Raw genomic sequence first — 19,122 nt, 5'->3', positions numbered from 1 at the left:
GCCGGATCCCCGGCCCGAGAGACGTCAGACACACCATGAAATGGGGGTTCCATGGACACGCTGAAGCCGTTCGACGAGTTCTGCCAGGCGCTCTTCCGGCCACGTCGTAACTGGCGCATCCGGCTCGAGGCGGCTCTGCGGGAGACGGGCCTTCCGATTCCCGCGGGAGAACCCGCAGCAGACCAGGCCCGAAAGCTCATCGAGCAGCTTCCCGAGCCGGCGCTCATCGAGCTCCTCTACCGGTACGCGTACTACTACAAGCCGAACGCCTTCGAGGTCCTTTCTCGCTACAAGGACGCGCATCCGGAACGACCACAGTTCGTGAGCGAGTTCCTCCAGAATGCCGACGATGCGGGCGCCACTTCCGTAACCTTCCGTTTCCTCGCCGACGAGGTGCAGGTCTTCAATAACGGCCGTGCCTTCACCCACGACAATCTCTACGCCATCTGCTCCTTCCTCGAGTCGGACAAGGGCGATGCATCCACCATCGGGAAGTTCGGCATGGGCTTCAAGACGGTGTTTCGCGTCTCGGCAAGGCCGGAGATCCACACCTTCGACCTGGAGAAGAAGGTTCGCTTCGGGTTCCGGTTCTTCGAGCCGGGCGGGCTCGACGAGGCCTACCACCGCGCATTGATGGACCGCGCGTCGTTCGACATCTCCGGACAGGTCTCCACGGCCTCGGAGATAGATCATCACCGCCGCGTGGGCTACATCCTCCCCGAGCCGCTCCCCTCGTTGACGAATGAGGGCTCCGCCGACACCGCGTCCAGCGTGCGTGGTTCGTTCTTCCGGCTGCCGCTCCGAGAAAGCCTCGACCGGACCGACTGGAACGCCACGAATCTCGAGCGGCTCGTCCCCTCGAACGTCTTTCTCTTCCTGCGCAACGTGACCCGGCTGCGCCTCGTCGAAGAGCGACCCGGAAAGCCCCTTCGGGAGGTCGTCTACGAGAAGGAGGTTCCCGAATCCCTGGAAGAGCTCCCGGGCGTCGGTCGGCTGCAACGCCTCGTCGTGCGCTGCGGAGAGGCGCCGCATGAGGAGTGGCTCCTCTTGCAGTCCACCGCGGTGCCCGTCGACGCCGTTCGGTTCACCGACCTCGATCCCTGGGCCCGGAGCCGGCTGCCTCGAGAGGTCTCTTGGACCATTGCCGCCCGCCTTTCGGCTAACGGGACCGAGCTGGGCTTCGTCAATCCCGCACAGGCGCTCGGCGGCAGGGTCTTCGCATTCCTGCCCGTCAGCAACGCGCGGCTCGGCCTGAACCTGCTCGTCAACGCCCCCTTCAACCTCGTGGACAACCGCGCCGATCTGTCGCCGGACAGCTTCAACCGCGAGCTCATCGCGAGCCTGGAAGTGGGCCTTGGACAGCTCCTCGCCTGGCTCGGCCACGGCGCCGGCACCGGTCTCCAACAAACCCTCCATCGCCTGCTCCCCTACGCCAACGAGGGAAGCGAGCTTCTTTCCTCCTTGCGACAAGCGGCGCTGGCCTTCCGGGATCGAGAACCCTTCCTTCCAGCCCACGACGGCACGCTCGCCACTCCGGAGCACGTCCTCGTCGCAGCCGACGCAGCGGCCTTTGACGCCTTCGTGAAGGTCGCCGACGGCGGCCCGGCCCGGTGGTTCTTGAGCGATGCATCGCCAGATGTGCCCGTGAAAGTCGTTCGTGACGCGGCAAGGGATCGGGAGGACCTGGACCTTGGCGCACGCCATCTTCATCTCCTCCTCGAGAGCGTGAAGGCAGAGCGCCTGGCGCCTCATCATCTTCAGCGCTTCCTGAGCCAGGAGCCGGCAGTGCTCGAGCGCAACCAGCGGGGGCTCGACTGGTACGGCCCGCTCTTCGAGCTCCGCCGTCACTTCCGCGTGCAGGGCATCGAACGCCAGCTCGAGCAGGTGGAGTTTCTGCCGACCGCGTTGGACGCGCGGCGCCTCGTCTCACCGAAGGCGGCACGCAGGTGGGAAAGTGAGCGGCAGGAGCGGGACCTCGTGCTCGCGCTCTGGCCGGCGATGCCGATCCTGGATCCGCACGTCGAGCAGTGGGCCTCAGGCAGCAGCACGATCCACGACCAGCAGTTCCGTAGGGACGCGATCGCCGAGTTTGTAGACGTCGAGGCGCCTCCTCAACCGGACCGCGAGCTCCTCCTGCTCCGGCTGTTGAGCCTCGCCGTCTCCGGTAATCCACTCGGAGGGGTGGAACGAACACGCATGCGGAACGGCCTCAAGGTGCTGGGCAAGACGAAGGAGGGCCCCACCGGCAAGAAGGTCTCCCTGGATGATCTCTCGCTCGACGAGCTCCTGAACGACTACCACCCCGAGCTCCGCGACCACGTCCCTTGCCTGGACGAGCAAGCCTACCCTCGTGAAGTGCGAGAGCTCCTTCGAGACCTCGTCCGCCAGGCCCAGAACGGGACGCCGCCGGCAGCCCTCGTCCTCGAGGCCCTTGAGGGATTGCCAGCACCATCGCCCAAGCTGGTCGACTGGCTGATCGATCTCTTCGATCGTCAGCCCAAAGATCGACGTACGACCCTCCGCGCCGAGCTCGCGGGCGCCACACGGCTGAAGGTCGCCGGGCCCACGGAATGGAGGCCAGCCAACGAGCTGGCCGTGTCGGCCTTCCCGGCGCCATTGCCGGCCTCGGTCCTGCGCCGCCTGCTCCCCGAGGCCCAGGGCATCGACCTCGAGCACTATGCCGGAGGCACGGGGCGCACGGCGGACGCCCTGGCCGAACGGTTCGAGCGTGGACTTGGACTCCCCCGCGAGTTCGAGCCCGAAACCTCGCACCTCGCCCGCGCCGCGCAGCAAGTTTCCAGCGACTCGGAGGCCTGGGCCCTCGTTGGCTACCTCGCCGCCCTCGCCCGACGGCGCTGGCACGAACGAGGCTCACGTGCCTCGGAGGTTCTCACGGCTCTGACGAGCGCGGCCTGGATTCCCGCCACCGGCAGCACCGAGCTTCTGCGTCCTCTTGACGCCCTGGTAGGTCCCGCCACCAATGACCGGGGCCTCAACCGGGCGCTCGCGGAATCGGATCTCCCACGCGTGGACCTCGGCGCGACCTGGCGCAAGCACCTCGAGGAGCTAGGCGAGCTCGAGAAGGCGTCGCTGCTCGTCTTGTCACGACAGCCCAACGAGGCGCAGCTCCGAAGCCTTCTCGAGCACCGTCTCTCCGCCAGTCGACGGAGCTCCGCAGACGGACGCGCAGCCTGGGAGGACCTGGGCACCCTCTGGGCCGAGAACCCCGACGTGCAGGCCGCCTTCGAGGCCCTGCGCGCGGAAGGCCGAGTCGAGCTCGTGCGCCCCTTCGTACGCACCGACTGCTCCACTACCTGGCTTCAGCCGGCGACCTCGGAGGATCGCCGCTCGGCCTCCGTCCGTGACGCTCGGGTGGGAGACGTGGTGACGCCCCTCTTCGGCAGCAGCGTCGAGGTGATCGTCGAACCCGACGAGGCCATACGGCGCTTCCTGGAGGCGGCCTTCCGCGTCCCCGAGCTGGATGTCGTGGACAATCGCCTGGCGTTGCCCAGCGACACCGACCTGTCTCTGCGACTTCTCCGAGCCCTGGGCCGCCGGCCGAGCGGCAACGAGCCGAGACGCCTCTCCGAGCTCGAGGTCCACGCTGCCCTCGCCGCCACGCGCGTGCTGCAGGCCGCCGACCCGCGTCGCCCCTGGTTCGCCGCCCACGAGCGCGTCGTGCTGACCCATGCCGACACCCTCGAGGCCGCCGAGCTGGGCATCCTGCGCGGAGCCCACCCGCTCGTGCCCAAGATCCTCGCCGATGCCAAGCGGCATGTACACCGCCTCCACCGCGCCCTCGCCACCGAGCCCGGCTTCTGCACCACCCTCGGCGTGGTCGACGACGAGCGGTTCCGCGTCGGACCAGGCGGCGGGATCGCGGAGGCCAAGGAGCTCGCCCTCGCCCCCAGCTACCCCGCCGAGTACGACGCGGCCTTCCGCGAGCTCGTGCGAGAGAACCTCGAGGAGGACCTGCGTCTCCCGCCGGACGCCGAGCTCGCGTCGGCGCCGGGAACGGCTGCCTTCGCCGCGACCATCAGGCGTCACCTCTCGGTGAAGGTGGGCGAGGGAGACCCGCTCAAGATGGCGAAGGAGGTCTCCGCCTACGCCGAGCATCGAGACGGCGTCTGGAACTGCTACCTCGCGACAAAGCACGCAGCGACCTACCGCAAACGGAAGGCCCTGAAGGAACACAACCGCGTCGCCGAGCGGAAGGAGAACGAACGAGAGCAGCGAGAGGCGGAGACCCAGGAGGCCCAGAGGGAGATTGCCAGGCTCGCCGACGAGAACCTGGATCTACTTCTCGGCCAGCTTATCTTGACCTCGGCCGACGACGCGCTTCGCAAGGCCTGGGGGAAGGCCCGCGGCCAGGGGGGCTATGGGAAGCTGCGCAAGGAGCTGACGGCCGCTCGTCTCGACGAGCTTCGCCGCACACTCGTCCACGAGCGCGGCTACACCACCACCGCCTGCGTGTTTCGCGAGCTGCTCCAGAACGTGGAGGATGCCTACGCCAGCCAGGCCGCCGACGCGCGTCCTGCTGTTCCGTGGGCACGGCTCGTCTTTTCCACCGACCGGTTCACGCTCGCCCACGCCGGACGCCGCTTCGACAAGCCGGATGAGTCCGGCGCCCCTCGCGCCGACGTGCAGCGCATCCTCTCCCTCGGAGGCTCCGAGAAGCGCCAGGGCCAGGGCGAGATCGGCCGCTTCGGCCTCGGCTTCAAGTCGATCTTCCGGCTCTGCCACCGCGTTCGGGTCCTCTCCCACCCCTACCACTTCACCATCGACCATTTCATTCTGCCGGAGTGGTTCGAGGACTACTTCGACGAGCTCTACGACAGCGACGCAGGCCGTCTGCGCGAGGAGGAAACGCGCTTTCTCTGCGAGGTGTCGAGTCGACGCGAAAGCGCCAAGGCCGATTATCAGGCCGTCCGAGCCAATCTCGAAGCGCTCGTCACGATTCCGGCCTCGCACCTCCTCTTCCTCGCGCACCTGCGGCGCCTGGACCTCCAGCGCGAAGCGGCGGGCGGACAATCCGCCTTGCGCGTCACGCTGACCCGGGACACGGAGGACTTTTCCCTCGCGGGCCGCGCTGCCGTCCTCGCGAAGAAGGTCCGACTCGGTTTCGAGACGCCCGACCCAGGCGCCAATCAGGGCGAGGGCGCGGCTCGGCTCGGCGACTATCTCGTCATCCACGGCGAGAAGCGCGTCGACTACGGCGAGCACGGCGGCGCACGGCGAGCCGACTTCGCTCTGGCCTTCCGCCTCCGAACCAGCGGTCAGGGCATCGATCCGTTACCACTCGCGATGCGCACCGTCGCGCTCTACCTGCCGACCGAGGATTCGCACGGTTTCCCCTTCGCCGTTCACGGCGCCTTCGCCACCGACGCGGGCCGGGCGCGCATCGGCCGCGAACGACCGGCCTTCGCCTGCAACTGGGAGATCGGCCGCGCCCTCGGCGAGCTGCTCGAGGACAGCCTGAAGGCGATGTTTCGGCACTGGCGGGAGGACGCGGCCGCGGTGCGCTCCCTCTATACGTTGGTCGTCGCCCCGCGGCAGCCGGGCGATCCCGATGACGTCCTCGACCCGTTGCGGACCGCCTTCACGCACCTCCTGGAGGCCGAGGAGCGCGTGTTCCTCACACGGCAGGGCCAGCTCGTCTCGTCGAAAGAGATGGCGCGGGGCCCAAAGCACCTCATCGGCGTCTACGAAGCCGTGCGCAGCGCCTGGGCGGGCGCGCCGACCGTGCACTTCCTCGACGACGCGGCGGTCGAGGCGCTCGACCGCCTTCAGGTCCGGCAGGGACTCTGGGACGCCGAGCGACTCGTCCGGAGGCTCTACGGCGCCGCCGCGCAGCTTCCCGCCGGGAAGGTCTTGCAGGCCATCGCGGGCTACTACCGCCCCCTCGAGGCGCGGGAGCGGCGCGATCCCAACCGTGACCAAGAACGCGACGCCCTTCTGCGCGCCCTGCGGGCGGTTGAGTGCGTCCCCGCGAGGGACGGCCAGCACCGCCTCCCCGACAACGCCTGGTGGCCCGTCGAGGAGCTGTCTGGCCTTGTCGCGCCCGGCCGAAGCATCGACATCCGCCAGCTGCCGTTAACCGGAGAGAACGCCGGCTGGCTTCGCGGCCACCTCGAGCTGTCCGACCTCCTGACCGATGACGAGGTCCACGACGCCGCGCTGGCCGCGACAAGGAAGGAGGCCCACGCCGTGGCCCTGCTGCAGTACCTCTCCCAGCGGTGGAAGGACTACGGGCACGGGGACGTGAAGCTCGCGGACGTCACGCTTCGCAGGCTCAGCTTCCTCAGGCCCCTCGTACCGGACGACGTGTGGGAGGGCCTGGACAAGGGGCTGCGTATCTCCCTCTTCCCCGACGCCCTCAAGGCCGCGACGGCCCCGGCGCCGACCGAACGACCGCCCGTGGGAGACCGCGAGAAACTCACCCTCCTCCGAGAACTCGCCGACTGGTGGAAAGACGAGCACCCGCACGAGCGCGCGGCCTACACGCTCAACAGCTACGGCGAGGCGCTCGGCCTGGCTTCGCCGGCCCCGACGAACGAGGAGCTGAGGGGGGTCCTCGAACGCTTCCACGACGTGGATGGCCAGCACCTCTGGTTTCGCCTGCTCGCCATCTCCACGGTGATGCAGACTGGTCGCCGGACTGACGAGGGGCGCGAGTTCCTGCACCATTTCGCCCGCGAAGGGCACTTCGATCGTCTGTTTGACGCGAACGGCACGCCGGCGTTCCACCAGATCGTCAAGGCCAGCCTCGACGCCTATTTCGACGACCGCTCAGGATTCCTACGAGACTGGACCTATTACTGGCGTCTGCTCTACGACTTCGAGAAGGCCAAGCTCCTGGTTCGAAACCACGGCTTCGTCGAGCGGCTCCACGAGGTCGCTGCCGGCCAGCCCGCCGAGATCGCCGATTTCTTCCGCAGCGGCAAGCTCCCCGGCGAGCGCGCCGAGATCAAGGGCCTCGGGCAGAGCATCGGCAAGCAGGCATTCTACGTCGTGCGCGAGATGCTCCGCCTCGGCGTCTGGGGTCACGACGAGACGCGGCGCCGCGTCCTCGAGCAGGCGGCCTACTATCCCTCCCGGCACACGCGCCGCTTCGTGGCCCGCACGGGGCTTCTGCCCCGTTTCGACGACGCCGAGCGGCCCTTCTCGCGCTACGACGAGAACTACGTCTTCAGCGAGTCCCTCGCGAGCCTCGTCGCCCAGGCCGGCGTCTCCGACCACTTCGAAAACCACTACGACGCCCCCTTCATGCACTATCAACGCACGCGGTGTTCCCGGTGCAGCGCGGCCCGGCCCGACGCCTCCTGCACGCTCCCCTGTCCCGAACGACGGGACGCGTCCTCGCACCCTGCCGACGAGGAGCTCATCGATGCTTCCGCCTGAGGCCACCGTCATCTCCCGGGCTCGCCGCTTCGACGGCCTGGCCAAGGTCGTGCGCGTCTCCACCATCGCGGGCATAACGCAGGCTGTCGTCGAGGTGCTCTCGAGCGGAGCCTTCCTGACCGTCGACGCCGCCGACCTCGATCCCGTCGACGACGCGCTCGGCTGCCTCCGTCGCGGGCGCTTCGATTCCGCCTGGAAGTACGACCTGCGTACGATGGCCACGCTCCTGCAGGTGGTCAGCAGTCGCTCGGCCGCCCTCACCGCCGCGCGCGTCGATATGCTGCCGCACCAGGTGCTGACCGCCGACCGTATCCTCTCGGCCCCCCACGCCAACCACCTCCTCGCCGACGACGTCGGGATGGGCAAGACCGTCGAGGTTGGCCTCCTGCTCTCGGCGCTTTCCTCCCGCAAGCAGGCGCAACGCGTCCTGATCATCACCCCCGCCGGGCTCACGCTGCAGTGGCAGGAACAGCTCGAGGCCCTCTTCGGCATCTACTTCGACATCTTCAACCGGGACTTCTTCGACCTGCGGGCCGACGCCTGGAGTCGCTTTCCGCGCGTGATCGCCTCCCTCGATGCCCTCAAGCGGCCGAAGCGCAAGCCCGCCCTCGAGAACACGACCGACTGGGACCTCCTGATCGTCGACGAGGCCCACAAGCTCACCGCCCGCCTCGAAGAGGACGGCTCCGTGCGCCGCACGCAGAACTACCAGCTCCTCGAGCTCCTGCGAGAAAAGACGCGCATCTTGATCTGTGCCACCGCCACGCCGCACCAGGGTGACGACGCCCGCTTCGCCCTCCTCCTGCACCTCCTGCGCCCCGACCTCTTCTCCCAGAAGGATCCGGCCAAGTCCCTCGAGGCGAACCTGCCCAGGCTCCGCGAGGTCATGACCCGTAACCGCAAGTCCGAGGTCACGGATGCGCAGGGTCAGCCGATCTTCAAGGGGCACGACGTGCGCTCGGTCGAGGTCACGCCGGGCGACGACGAGCTGGCCTTCCTCGAGGCTCTCGAGACCTACGTCAAAGTAGCCTACGGCGCCGCCAAGCGCCTCGAGGAGGGACGCCAGCGGATCCTGGCCCTCGTAATGACGACGTTCCTCAAGCTCGCCGCGAGCAGCCCCGCCGCCATCCGCTCGGCTCTCCAGAACCGGCTGGCCGGGCTGACCGGCGCCCGACGGCCTCAACGCCCGCGTCAGGAGGCCCAGGAGCAGGACGCGCGCTTCGAGGGGGAGCAGCAGGAAAAGCTCGAGGAGCTCTTCGACCCGTCGTTCTTCGAGGAGGAGGCCCGCTACCTGAAGGAGCTCGTCGAGCGCGCCGGTCGACTGGGCGACGGACGCAAGGCCGCCGTCTTTCTCGAGCACGTGGCGACTCTCAGGAGCCAGCCGGACTTTGAAGGCGGCGTGCTCATCTTCACCGAATATCGCGCCACACAAGAGATGCTACAGGCCTCCCTCGCGGGCACCTATCCAGACACCCACATCGCGCTGATTCACGGCGGGATGGGCCTGAACGCCAAGCGTCACAGCGTGGAAGACCTCCGCACGAAAGGCGGCTTCCTGATCAGCACCGAGGCAGGGGGCGAGGGCCTCAACCTGCACGAGAACTGCCACCTCCTCTTCAACTACGACCTTCCCTGGAACCCCATGCGCCTGCAGCAACGCATCGGACGGCTCGAGCGCTACGGGCAGAAGCGGCGCGTGCTCGTCCTCAACCTGCACAACGAGGGGACTCTCGAGAACAAGCTGCGCCTCTACCTGGACCTGAAGCTCGCCGCCGTCGAGCGCGCGCTGCGCGAGGTCCAGGACAACCCCGAAGATCTTCACGAGTCCATTCTCGGCACCCTCGAGGCGGAGGTCGACCTGCCCGCGCTCTATCGCCGGGCTTTGACGAGCGACGACGGGCTCGCCCGGTCGCAGCGCGAGATCGACGAGGCCATCAAGTGCGCCCAGCAGGCCACCGAGAGAATGGCGGCCCTCTTCTCCTCGCTCGACCGCTTCAGCATCGGAGAGTGGGACCGCCACCAGCCGGAGGTCAGCCTCGAGGACATCCGGGGTTTCACCCAGACCTACTTCCGTGGCCGCCGTCTCGACGAGCAGAGGCCGGGGCTCTTCTCGCTCGCCACGCCTCCCCACCTGCGCACCTCCCCCAAGATCGCCGCGCGCTACGACCTGCTGGCCTTCGACCGGGAGGTGCTCAAGCGCACCCCGGGAGCCGAGCTCTTCACCTTCGGACACCGGCTCTTCGACGCGCTCATCGAGCAGACCACGAGCTACGCCCACGGTGGGCTCCTCGCCAAGCGCACCGTCCACGCGGGCCCCGAGCTCCGCGGCCTCGAGGGCCTGCAGCTCAACTACGTCCTCGCGGCCAAGCACCCCGACGGCCGAGAGACGCGCAGCTTCGACACCGTCTTCATCGACCGCGAGCTCCGCCCGAGGCCCGAGGCCGCGACCGCGCTGCGCAAGCTCTACTCCGCCGCCGGCCTGCGGAGCCTGCCCCCCTTCTGCGACGCCGCCTTCCTCGAGCAGGCCGCTACCCTCGGCAACGCCGAGGCCGAGCGCCTCCTGCAACAGCTCATCGCCGAGCTCGGCCCGGGCGTGATGCCCTCCTACCAGCTCGTCACCGCCGCCGTCGTGCGCTTCACCCTCCCGCGCCCCGACGACCCTGGGCTGCCTGACGACGAGGAGGTGATCGAGCCCGACCCTCCAGGGTCAGCGCCGTAACAGTGACGGGATCCCGTGACACCCTTGCGGTGATGGACCCTTGGAGTCGTGCCCACCGCCGCACCGAGCACCTCGCTCCAGGGGCTCCCAGGTCTGGCTTGTGAGTGATACACTCATAGGCATCTCAGTGGGGTTCGATACCTTGTCCATCACCATGTCCGTGCGACGGTCGGATCATCGCCTCCGTCACTGGGCATCGCTTCCTACCCACCCACGTGGCCCGTTGGCGCCGTTGGCCCTCGCCACTGCATCCCCGCCGCAGGCGGAGCTTGTCAATCCCCACGAGCGATATGGGGCCCACGCATGAAGCCGCCCGTCGTCCAGCTCAGCGTCGAAGGCCCACGCCTCGATTCTCCGGCGTATTCCGGAGCTCGCCGGTGGTTGAAGGAATGGGGCGCTCTGTCTGCCTTCTCGAAGGAGATTTGGTCGGCCGACGTGCACCTCGAGCTGCCGGTCGCCCTCTGGACCGATGCGGGAAAGCTGCCGATTGAGGACGCAGCGGACGAGGAGCAATGGGTCTCGCAACACGAAGCCTTCGCGCTGCTCCTCGGGCTCGACGGGCAGGAGCTTCGGCTCGAAAGCACCGGACACATCGGGGCCCACGAGATGTGCCTTCACCTCAAGGTCGATGGCACGACGCCCGGTAATCCGCGCCGCGTACTCCCCATCTCCTGGACGGCGCTGCAAACCGTGGAGGCCTTTAACTCCCGATCATCGAAGCCCCAGGAGGCACAGCTAGAGGTGCTCGGCCGGCTGCGTGCAATCCTTGACCGCGCCGGGACGCTCCTTCAGGGAACGCGGGCCTCAGTAGCATTCTCGCTCGATGATCACCTCGCGCAATTCAAGATTCGAAGCCTCAGCCGGGTGGCGCCGGTACTCGAGGTGGACACGCGCGGACGGCTCTTCAACGTCGAGCTTGAGATTTCGACGGATGATCAATCCGGCGTGCGGCTCGACCTCGACGACTTGCACCCCGACTCCCCGATTATCAGTCGTCCCGGACGCGAATACCTTCTGCTCTCTCCAGATGTCGAGACCGTGGCGCGAGCCGCCTGCCGTCAGCGCAACATTCTCCGACGGAAGGCTGAAGCTCTGCTGGAGAACCCGACCTCCTGGATCCCTCCCGGCCTCGACGACTTCGACAAGGCACTCGATCTTTCCCGCTATAGCGACCGCGTTATCGGGTTCACGCCCTTCCGCATCGGGCGCAACGCCGAGGTTCGATCTCTCGGGGTGGACTGGTATCGCACCGATCGCGACCCTTCAGTGCCCTTCCTCAGGCTTGAGGTCACCGCCTCGGACGGGCGGCGTCACTGTCTCGACCTGCAGACACCCGCAAGTGCTCAAGCTCTCCTTACGCAACTCACGTCGCGCCGGACCACGAACGACCCCACTCCTATCAACGTCGACGGCCGAGCGGTGCACCCATCCCCGGAGCTCGAGCGCTGCGTCAGAGAGCACCTCCAGACCTACCAGGCTCGGGTGGTGAGCTCGGCAGAAAACGAAGGTGCCGAGCCTGAGACCCCAGCCTCCACCGCGAGCGGCAGGGCCCTCGTGGCGATCCTCAGGGACCCCGCCGAGGGGTCCCAACCCTCGGCGCCGCAGGTCCTGGAGATCGACGAAGGCCTCGTACCCTGGGCGACGCTCGAGCGACTCCTATGCCCAAGCCTTCACCTCAAGCCCCATCAGCGCGCGGGCGTTGCGTGGCTCTGGCACCATGCACTTTCCGCACAAAGGGCCGGGGACCATCCGCCGGGAGTCCTACTCGCCGACGACATGGGACTGGGCAAGACCCTGCAGATCGCCTGCTTCCTGGCTCTTCGCCGAGCCTCGACGGAGAGGGTCTCGCTCCAACTACCGTCACTCGTCGTGTGTCCCACCATCCTCCTAGACAACTGGCTCGAGGAGTTGCGACGCTTCTTCATCGAATCGGCTTTCGGGCGAGTGCTCGCGCTCCACGGCGAGCGAAAGCGAGCGTTGCGGGCTCCTTCCGGCCACCTCGATCCGCGCAGGATTTCCGCCTTCGACCTGATCCTCACCAACTATCAAACGCTCGCCGGCAATCAACCCAGTCTCCTCGCGCTCGACTACGACGTGGTCATCCTCGACGAGGCGCAGAACATCAAGAACCCTGATACCGGGTGTGCCATCGCTGCCCGTGGCCTCAAGAAGCGCTTCGGCATCTGTGTCACGGGAACGCCCGTTGAGAACCGCCTCTCGGACCTTTGGTCCCTATTCGACTTCCTCCGGCCAGGGGATCCCTTCTCGACCTTCCCCAAGTTCAAGCGTGACTACGACGAGACGGCCGGTTCCGGAGTTGAGCGCATACGCGAGGCGCTCAGCTACCCGGCACCGACGTCCAGACTGCTCCGACGGGACAAGACGGCGCTCGACCTCCCGCCCAAGACCATCGTCGAACGCCGCATCCCCATGACCGAAGCGCAGATGAGTCGTGAAAGAATCGTCACCCACGTCACCCGGAACAAGGTCCTCGGAATCCTTCATGACTTGCAGAAGCTCTACCAGCATCCGGTCTTGCTCTCCCGCGCCGTAGCGGGAACCGATTCGCCCACTCGGACCTGGAAAGAGGTCGAAGAGGAGAGTCCGAAGATCCGCCTGTGCCTCTCCATTCTCGAGGAGATCGAAGCCAAGCGAGAGAAGGCGCTGGTCTTCACGCTCTGGCTGCAGATGCAGGACTTGCTCGCCGAGATCATCTCACGCCACTTCCGCCTCGCGAGCGTCGACATCGTGAACGGCGACCCCGAGCGCCGAAGGCGGGCCTTAGCGACTATTCGCCGCTTTTCCGACGGCACGGGGTTCGATGTTCTCATCCTCAGTCCTCTCGCTGCCGGTACCGGCCTGAACATCGTCGCGGCCAACCACGTCATTCACTATGGCCGCTGGTGGAACCCCGCCAAGGAGGATCAGGCGACGGACCGCGCCCACCGCATCGGCCAAACGCGCCCGGTCACCGTCTACTACCCTCTGCTCCACCATCCCGGGGACCCCGAGGGTGGCTTCGACGTGAAGCTCCACCAACTTGTAGAGCACAAGCGGAGCGTGGCCCGTGACTTCCTTCGGCCTCAAAACGACGACCTAACACTTGCGGAGCTGCAACTCGCCTTGGGAGCCGGCACGTGACCTTCGACCCTAAGACCTTCGATCGCCAGACCTGGCAGCTCGTCTTCGCCCTTGCCGGCGTCTTCGTCTGGCTCGCCGTCTGGATGCTTTGGGCAACCCTTCGCGTCGGTCGCGCCGCGAGACGCGCGGCCACGGCGTTCCGCGAAGGAGAGCGACTCCCCGATGACGACCTCGCTAGCCGCCTCTTCCATCGCCTGAAAGACCACCTCGTTCTCGACCTGGGCCCCACCCAGCCCAGGCGATTTGTCACCGACCGTGCCATCTCCGTCTCCCTTGACGACACGATCGATGCATGGCTCGACCGACGCCTCGCCTTTGCCATGGGACCGGCGCTCACCGGTCTGGCGCTCATCTGCACCTTCGCCCTCATTGCCTGGGTCCTCGTCTCGGACGTTAGCGGAGCCATCAACGAGATGGGTCAAGCGACGCGCTCCGGCGGCCCCGGGACCAAGCTCTCATCTGCCGTCTCCCACCTTGGAGCGAAGTTCGCCATCTCCGCGACGGGCGTCTCGTGCAGCATCCTCCACCTATTTCTGGCCCGGCTGCTCCGGAGGCGCGCACACCACACCGCCGCCGCGCTCGCGTCCGAGCTCGACGCGCTGTGCGTGCCGCTCGAGAGGTTCAAGCTCGAACAGGGCGCCGAAACCCAGCGCGCCATGCAGCTTCGCCTGGTGCGCATGGAGCAGGCACTGGAGCAGAGCCTGCGGGTCATGCAAGCCGAGCAATCCGCCACCGAGGCGCGACACGAGAGCAGCGCTCTCTGGGTGCACGACCTCATGAGCCGTATCGCTGACGTCGAGTCCAGCGTCCGCAAGCTCTCGAGCATTGAGGTCAGTGTCAAGGACATGGGAACGCAAGTCACAGACGGCCTGAGCAAGATGATGAAGCAGTCGCTCGCTAGCGAGCTACACGGCATGGCCCAGCAGATGCTCGGTGCGATGGATGACATGGCCGAGCGCCTACGTGCCGTCCTCACTGAAACGTTGGCCCAGGAAATGGCCGCTACTCGCGGTGCCCTGGAAGCGATCCGGACCAGCGTGCAGTCCCAAGGGCAGTCCCAGCTCGATGCGATTATCGACAACCTTCGAGACGTGCTTGCGGGTGGCTTCCGGTCCGAATCGGCGGGGATGGCCGATGGCCTCCGCCGCTTCGCCGAGGTCGTGCCGGAGCTCGCCACCCAGCTTCGCGCGATCACTGCCGAGGTCGCGGAGGACCTGAGGCGCCGGACCGCCGAGAACTCCGACGCCACCGCCGCGGTCATGGAACGAGTAACGGACCTTCTCGCCAGCCTCGAGGCGCAGCAAGCCGCCACGAGCGAAGCCATCGAACGGATCTGGGCTGCTTCTGCCCAGGGCGCCGACCTCGCTTCGACGAGGATTGCCGAGGGCAGCGAGGCCGTGCTCCATCGCATGATCAGCACCTCTGGCCGCGAGGTGGAGAGCATCATGGGAATGCTTCGTGGTGCCGCGAACGAGTCCGCACTTCAGACAGGGGCGCTGAACACGCAGCTCGCCGAGATTGCAGCCAGCGTTTCCACTGCCAGAGACGGTCTGGGAGCAGCCTCCCGGGAGCTCGGCGAAATGGCCGCGCGCGTACAGCAGGTCCTCGCCGGCGCACACCGCGAGGCGGAACTCACCCGGACGATTCTCGGCACCTTCCAGCAGTCGGCGCAGACCTTGGCAGATGCGACGCGCGACGCCACGGATCTCAGCACGCGTCTCGCCGAACGAGCCAGCGAGCAGCAGGCGCTCATCGAGGCCCAACGAGCCTATGGTAGAGAGGTCGAGCGCGTGTGGCCTCAGCTCTTCGACACGTATCTGAGCCGCTTCGAGCAGCAGTCGTCCGCCCTCTCGGCCGCCTGGAAGGGCCAAGCCGATGACGTGGAAAAGGTCATCCGGCGCGTCTCCGAGTCCTTTGCGAGCAGCGTGACGGATCTCGGCGATTCTCTCGAGCAGCTAGAGCGCACAGTTTCCAAACTCGGTGCGACACGCTGATGGCTCACGGCGGTCACGATGAGGGCTTCGCGCACTCGATGGCCGACCTGATGTCCGGTGTGGCCGCCACGTTTCTCATCCTGGCAGCCATCTTCATGGTCGAAAAGGCCGAGCGTAGCGAGCATGTCGAGACCGTGCTCGAGCGCCAAACCCGCGCTCAGGACGAGGCGAGACAGAAGATCGCCGAGCTGGGCGCCGCCATCCGGGCCCTGAGGCGCACGCATGACTCCGTGCAGGTGGACAGGGGTGACCCCCTTCTGTTGACCATCGTCCTCCGCCGTGCAGAGTTCGGCTTTGCCCGCGGCGGATGCGATGTTAGTGAACGAGCGCGCGACGTGCTCGTCAAAGAGCTTCCTGCGCTGCTCGAACGCGTCTGCACCACGGCTGGCGAAGGCTACATCCAAGGCATCGTGCTCGAGGGCCACACGGACGCCACCCCCTACACCCGGCGCGATTCCGTCTGCGGTATTCCGCCCTCGCCCAGCAAGTGCGCCAGCACGCCGGACGCAGAATGCGAGACGCTGAGCTTCGCCAACAACGTCCGACTAAGTGCTGCTCGAGCGCAGAACCTCTTCTTCTCGCTGCGTGAGCAGCTGCAGCTCTATGACAGGCGCGCGCTCCTCAAGTGCCTCGAAAACTGGTTCGTGGTCTCCGGCAGAGGTCCGGTCGAGCCTATCGGAACCCACGACCAGAACCGCCGGGTGGTGATCAAGATCCGAGGACGTGTCAAGGGCGGGGTATCCCGATGAGCGCCCCCGCGAGCTGGCTGGAGCGTTCGCACGCTCTTCTTGAGAATGCGCTGCGCACGCTCACTTCAGCACAGAGCACCCTCGAGACGCGATTCTCGGAGGTCGCTTCCGTAGCCCGAGCCGCGCTGCTCAAGCATGGTGATGCAGTTGCCGCGGCCGAGCGGCGCCTCGCGCAGTCCATAGATCACGACCGAGTGGTTCGACTGATCAAGGGAAAGCAGGTCAGCAAGCTCACGCTACGGGAGGCACGTTACGCTGCCAGACTGGTCGGGCTCATCGCCGCTTCGGACCTCCGCAAGCTGTTCGAGGAACGGCCGCGTTGCGCCACCGACTTCGTGAAACAGTGCTTTCGTGGTTGGAGTGACTTCGTCGGCTCGAAGGACCACGAAGGCTACGCGCAACTCATCGAGGCACACCCGGAGGCGCACCCCGCGCTAGGCGCCCCTGGCGTGGCGCTGGAACGGCTTGTTCGTGAAGGTGGCCCACTAGAGCTCGCCCGAGCGCTGCGAGACGTCGCATTGCCCGAACTCCTCCCGACGCTCGAGGAACACAGGTTCGACCTTCGCTGGGAGTTCTCGGCCCTCGTCGTTGCATCCTGGTTCGAGGCCCAGCGCGAATCCGGCTCTCGCCTCGACGCAGACTGGCAAATAGTCTTGGACTCCCCCCTCCTCAGCGCCTTGCTCCTTCCCGACGCCAAGGGGGCCAGGACCGATGGAGCCGCCGCCCGCCACCGCACCTCTCTGATCGTGCGCTCGCGCTTTGCCGCCAGCCTGCTCGACGCCGCCATTCAGAAGAACGCCGTCCTCGGCTCGGGCGCTCTCGATGCTCTAGCCGAGCGCCTCATGCGATCGAGCTTCGGCGACCCACTCGTTCCTCCGGAGAGCGAGGGTTGGCGGGCAATTCGCCGCATGGCTACCTTCTACGAGGACTTCCTCGGCCAGCTCATCCGCGACGATCTTTCTATCTTTTTCGAGGAGGCCATGCAGGAGCCCGACCGAAAGGCCTTCTGGCTCGACTACGTCCCCAGCATTCGGCGGACGATTTGTCTTCTCACCCCCGAGGTTCACGCCCACCTGAAGCGTCAGCTAGCCGGCGCCGACCAGAAGCGTCGGGCCGCCCTGCTCCGGAGCCGCCGATTGCTTCACACCAGCGAGGTTCACGCGTTCTGCATTGTCTTCGACAGTATAGCCGTCGTCGAGTTCTCCCATTCCGGCAATGCCGCCTACGTGTATCACCGCGACGTCTTCGAGAAACTCTTCGGAGGAAAGCTCAACGGCAGAGGAATCGGCACGGCGATGGACCTAAAACGGCGGAACGAGTGTATCAACCGCATCGTTCACAACGGCCGCTGGCAACTCAAGGCCCGCGAGCAACTCTCTTATCTCGGAGTGGCGCGGCCGCAGTCGCAAGTCGGTACGTCGAGGATGGCTCGAGGCCCTTGGGACGGCGTCGCCTAATCGTGGCCGTGACCCTCCGACAGGCAGCCGAGGAGTGTGCTATGGCGACATGTGAAGGATGAGCGGCGCGGATCGGTCCGAGCTCGGAACCCTTCATCCGATGACCGGCGCAGCGCTCGGAGGGCTCAGGCCGCTGAACGCCTACGCGTTGCCGCGGGAGGACGCGAGTGTAAGAACGTTGGTGCTGCGGCGGGACGCGCTCTCGAACGGGCAACTCGAGGGCTTCTTCGCCCTGCACACGGCACGCGGGCTGTGGAGCACCGGGCATCTTCAGGAAGCGCGGCAAGAGCTGAGGTCCGTCCCGCCGCAGATGCTCCAGACGCTCGCTGGCCCGGATGCCCAGTTCGCGATGGGAGCGCTCCTCGGATCGGGACTGAGTGCGAGCGCAAACGCCGTACTCGACTGGCTGCTGCCCGACGAGGCTCTCGGCCCCGTCATCGACTTTGCCTTCCGCTTTCCCGTCGACCCGGGGCGGGTCGATGCACTAGCGCACGTGCTGGACCGTCGGAAGGCATCCGCGGCTCACCAGCGCTTCGCGGCCCGTTTGCTGGCTGCGACCGCAACAGGGCGAATAGAGCCCAGGCCGGCCCTCCTTCGCTCGTCCCAAGAATGCCTACGACGAGCGCCAGAGCTACTGGCCGAATGGGCGAAGGAACTACCCCTGGGGGAGCGTGTTGAGGACGCTAGTTTCCGCGCGGCCCTACGGACACTGGACTCAGCGCATCGCGAGCGGGAGGCGCTTCGGCGCCAGGTGGCGCTAGCTCGCGACCTCGGGGCCTCCGCCGAGGAGGAGACGGCGCTTGCCTCCGGGCAGCGTGATACAAGGACCAAGGGAATGGAGGCGCTCAAGGACGTTCGCGTCGAGCGCATCTGGGGCCACCTCGAATCCCTCGAGGTGAGGCTCACCCTCGCCCTCGACGCCGAGGGCAGGAAGCTCCACGACGCGGTGGCGGCGCTCTTCACGAGTGATGCACCATCGCACAATTTCTTGCTGCACGCGTCGAAGGACGGCTATAGGCAGGAAGGTCGGCTCACCTACCTTGCCTGGAGCCGCTTGACGCAGCTTGAAGAGGGTCGCGCGGACCCGGACCTCGAGCTCGTGAGCGGGCTACTGCTCGCCTTCCGCTCCGTCCTCGAGCGACTGCTCCATACCAAGGTCACCCGGCCCGTGGGCCAGATGGTCACATCCCCAACGAGCACGCGTCTCAGGGATGCCATCGAGGGCCGCACGACGATCGGGATCGGGGTGATGTATGACTTTCTGTTTAAGAGGCCGCGCGACCCTGGCGAGCGAGAGTTCGCCAGGCTGTGCCAGAAGCAGCCCGGGCTCGCGCGGCTCTGCGACGATGAGAGCCGAGAGCGGTACGCTGCGCTCCTGCGAGCGAACCTGAACGGAGTGCATCACGACGAAGGGCGATCGCGGCAGGCCTGGCCCGAGGTCTTTCGCGTGGTCCGCTGGGCGCTCTACGACGAGCTGCGCCCGCCGCACGACAACCACGGGCTCGTCGCGCGGCTCGTGCACCACACCCCCCGAAAGCGCCGCGACGGATGACTTCTGCTCTGCTCGCGCGCCTTGAGGCGATCCTGTTTCCTGCCGGGCAGGCCTTTCTCCCATACAAGGTTCGTCGCGCCATCCAAGGTGAGCTCCTCGAGATCCCGCC

Annotated in this window: 7 protein-coding genes; all 7 read left to right on the top strand. The window is 66.9% G+C overall.

The window, feature by feature from the left end:
• The first annotated feature begins 51 nt into the window (after positions 1 to 51).
• The 7 genes from IT371_23665 (at position 52) to IT371_23635 (ending at position 19,013) form a co-directional block, all read left to right on the top strand.
• Entirely contained in the window at positions 52 to 7,401 is a 7,350-nt protein-coding gene (locus tag IT371_23665) for a hypothetical protein (protein ID MCC6750676.1), read from the top strand.
• A complete protein-coding gene (locus IT371_23660; protein MCC6750675.1) occupies positions 7,388 to 10,120 on the top strand; it encodes a DEAD/DEAH box helicase in 2,733 nt (910 codons plus the stop codon). The genes IT371_23665 and IT371_23660 overlap by 14 nt, the downstream gene beginning before the upstream one ends.
• A 303-nt stretch (positions 10,121 to 10,423) precedes the next feature.
• Positions 10,424 to 13,261, top strand: coding sequence for a DEAD/DEAH box helicase (locus tag IT371_23655; GenBank protein MCC6750674.1), 2,838 nt, complete (start codon positions 10,424 to 10,426; stop codon positions 13,259 to 13,261).
• Positions 13,258 to 15,255, top strand: a complete 1,998-nt coding sequence (locus IT371_23650; GenBank protein MCC6750673.1) for a hypothetical protein — start codon at positions 13,258 to 13,260, stop codon at positions 15,253 to 15,255. The genes IT371_23655 and IT371_23650 overlap by 4 nt, the downstream gene beginning before the upstream one ends.
• A 38-nt stretch (positions 15,256 to 15,293) precedes the next feature.
• The gene (locus IT371_23645) at positions 15,294 to 16,004 is read left to right on the top strand and encodes a hypothetical protein (GenBank protein MCC6750672.1); all 711 of its coding nucleotides are present in this window, start codon (positions 15,294 to 15,296) and stop codon (positions 16,002 to 16,004) included.
• Complete coding sequence (locus IT371_23640; GenBank protein MCC6750671.1) at positions 16,001 to 17,461, top strand: hypothetical protein; 1,461 nt, start codon at positions 16,001 to 16,003, stop codon at positions 17,459 to 17,461. Before IT371_23645 ends, IT371_23640 begins: the two co-directional genes overlap by 4 nt.
• Positions 17,462 to 18,212: 751 nt before the next feature.
• Positions 18,213 to 19,013: a hypothetical protein gene (locus IT371_23635; GenBank protein ID MCC6750670.1), complete on the top strand. Its 801-nt coding sequence runs from the start codon at positions 18,213 to 18,215 to the stop codon at positions 19,011 to 19,013.
• The last annotated feature ends 109 nt before the right edge of the window (positions 19,014 to 19,122 follow it).

The sequence above is a fragment of the Deltaproteobacteria bacterium genome (assembly GCA_020848905.1).
In the GTDB taxonomy this organism is placed as follows: Bacteria; Myxococcota_A; Polyangia.
The sequence above is the reverse complement of the archived record's forward strand: the minus strand, read 5'-3'. Positions and strand labels throughout refer to the sequence as shown.

Excerpts from the sequence above, each read along its gene's own strand:
- IT371_23665 (MCC6750676.1), top strand. The coding sequence starts at position 52 with ATGGACACGCTGAAGCCGTTCGACGAGTTCTGCCAGGCGCTCTTCCGG.
- IT371_23660 (MCC6750675.1), top strand. The coding sequence starts at position 7,388 with ATGCTTCCGCCTGAGGCCACCGTCATCTCCCGGGCTCGCCGCTTCGAC.
- IT371_23655 (MCC6750674.1), top strand. The coding sequence starts at position 10,424 with ATGAAGCCGCCCGTCGTCCAGCTCAGCGTCGAAGGCCCACGCCTCGAT.
- IT371_23645 (MCC6750672.1), top strand. The coding sequence starts at position 15,294 with ATGGCCGACCTGATGTCCGGTGTGGCCGCCACGTTTCTCATCCTGGCA.
- IT371_23640 (MCC6750671.1), top strand. The coding sequence starts at position 16,001 with ATGAGCGCCCCCGCGAGCTGGCTGGAGCGTTCGCACGCTCTTCTTGAG.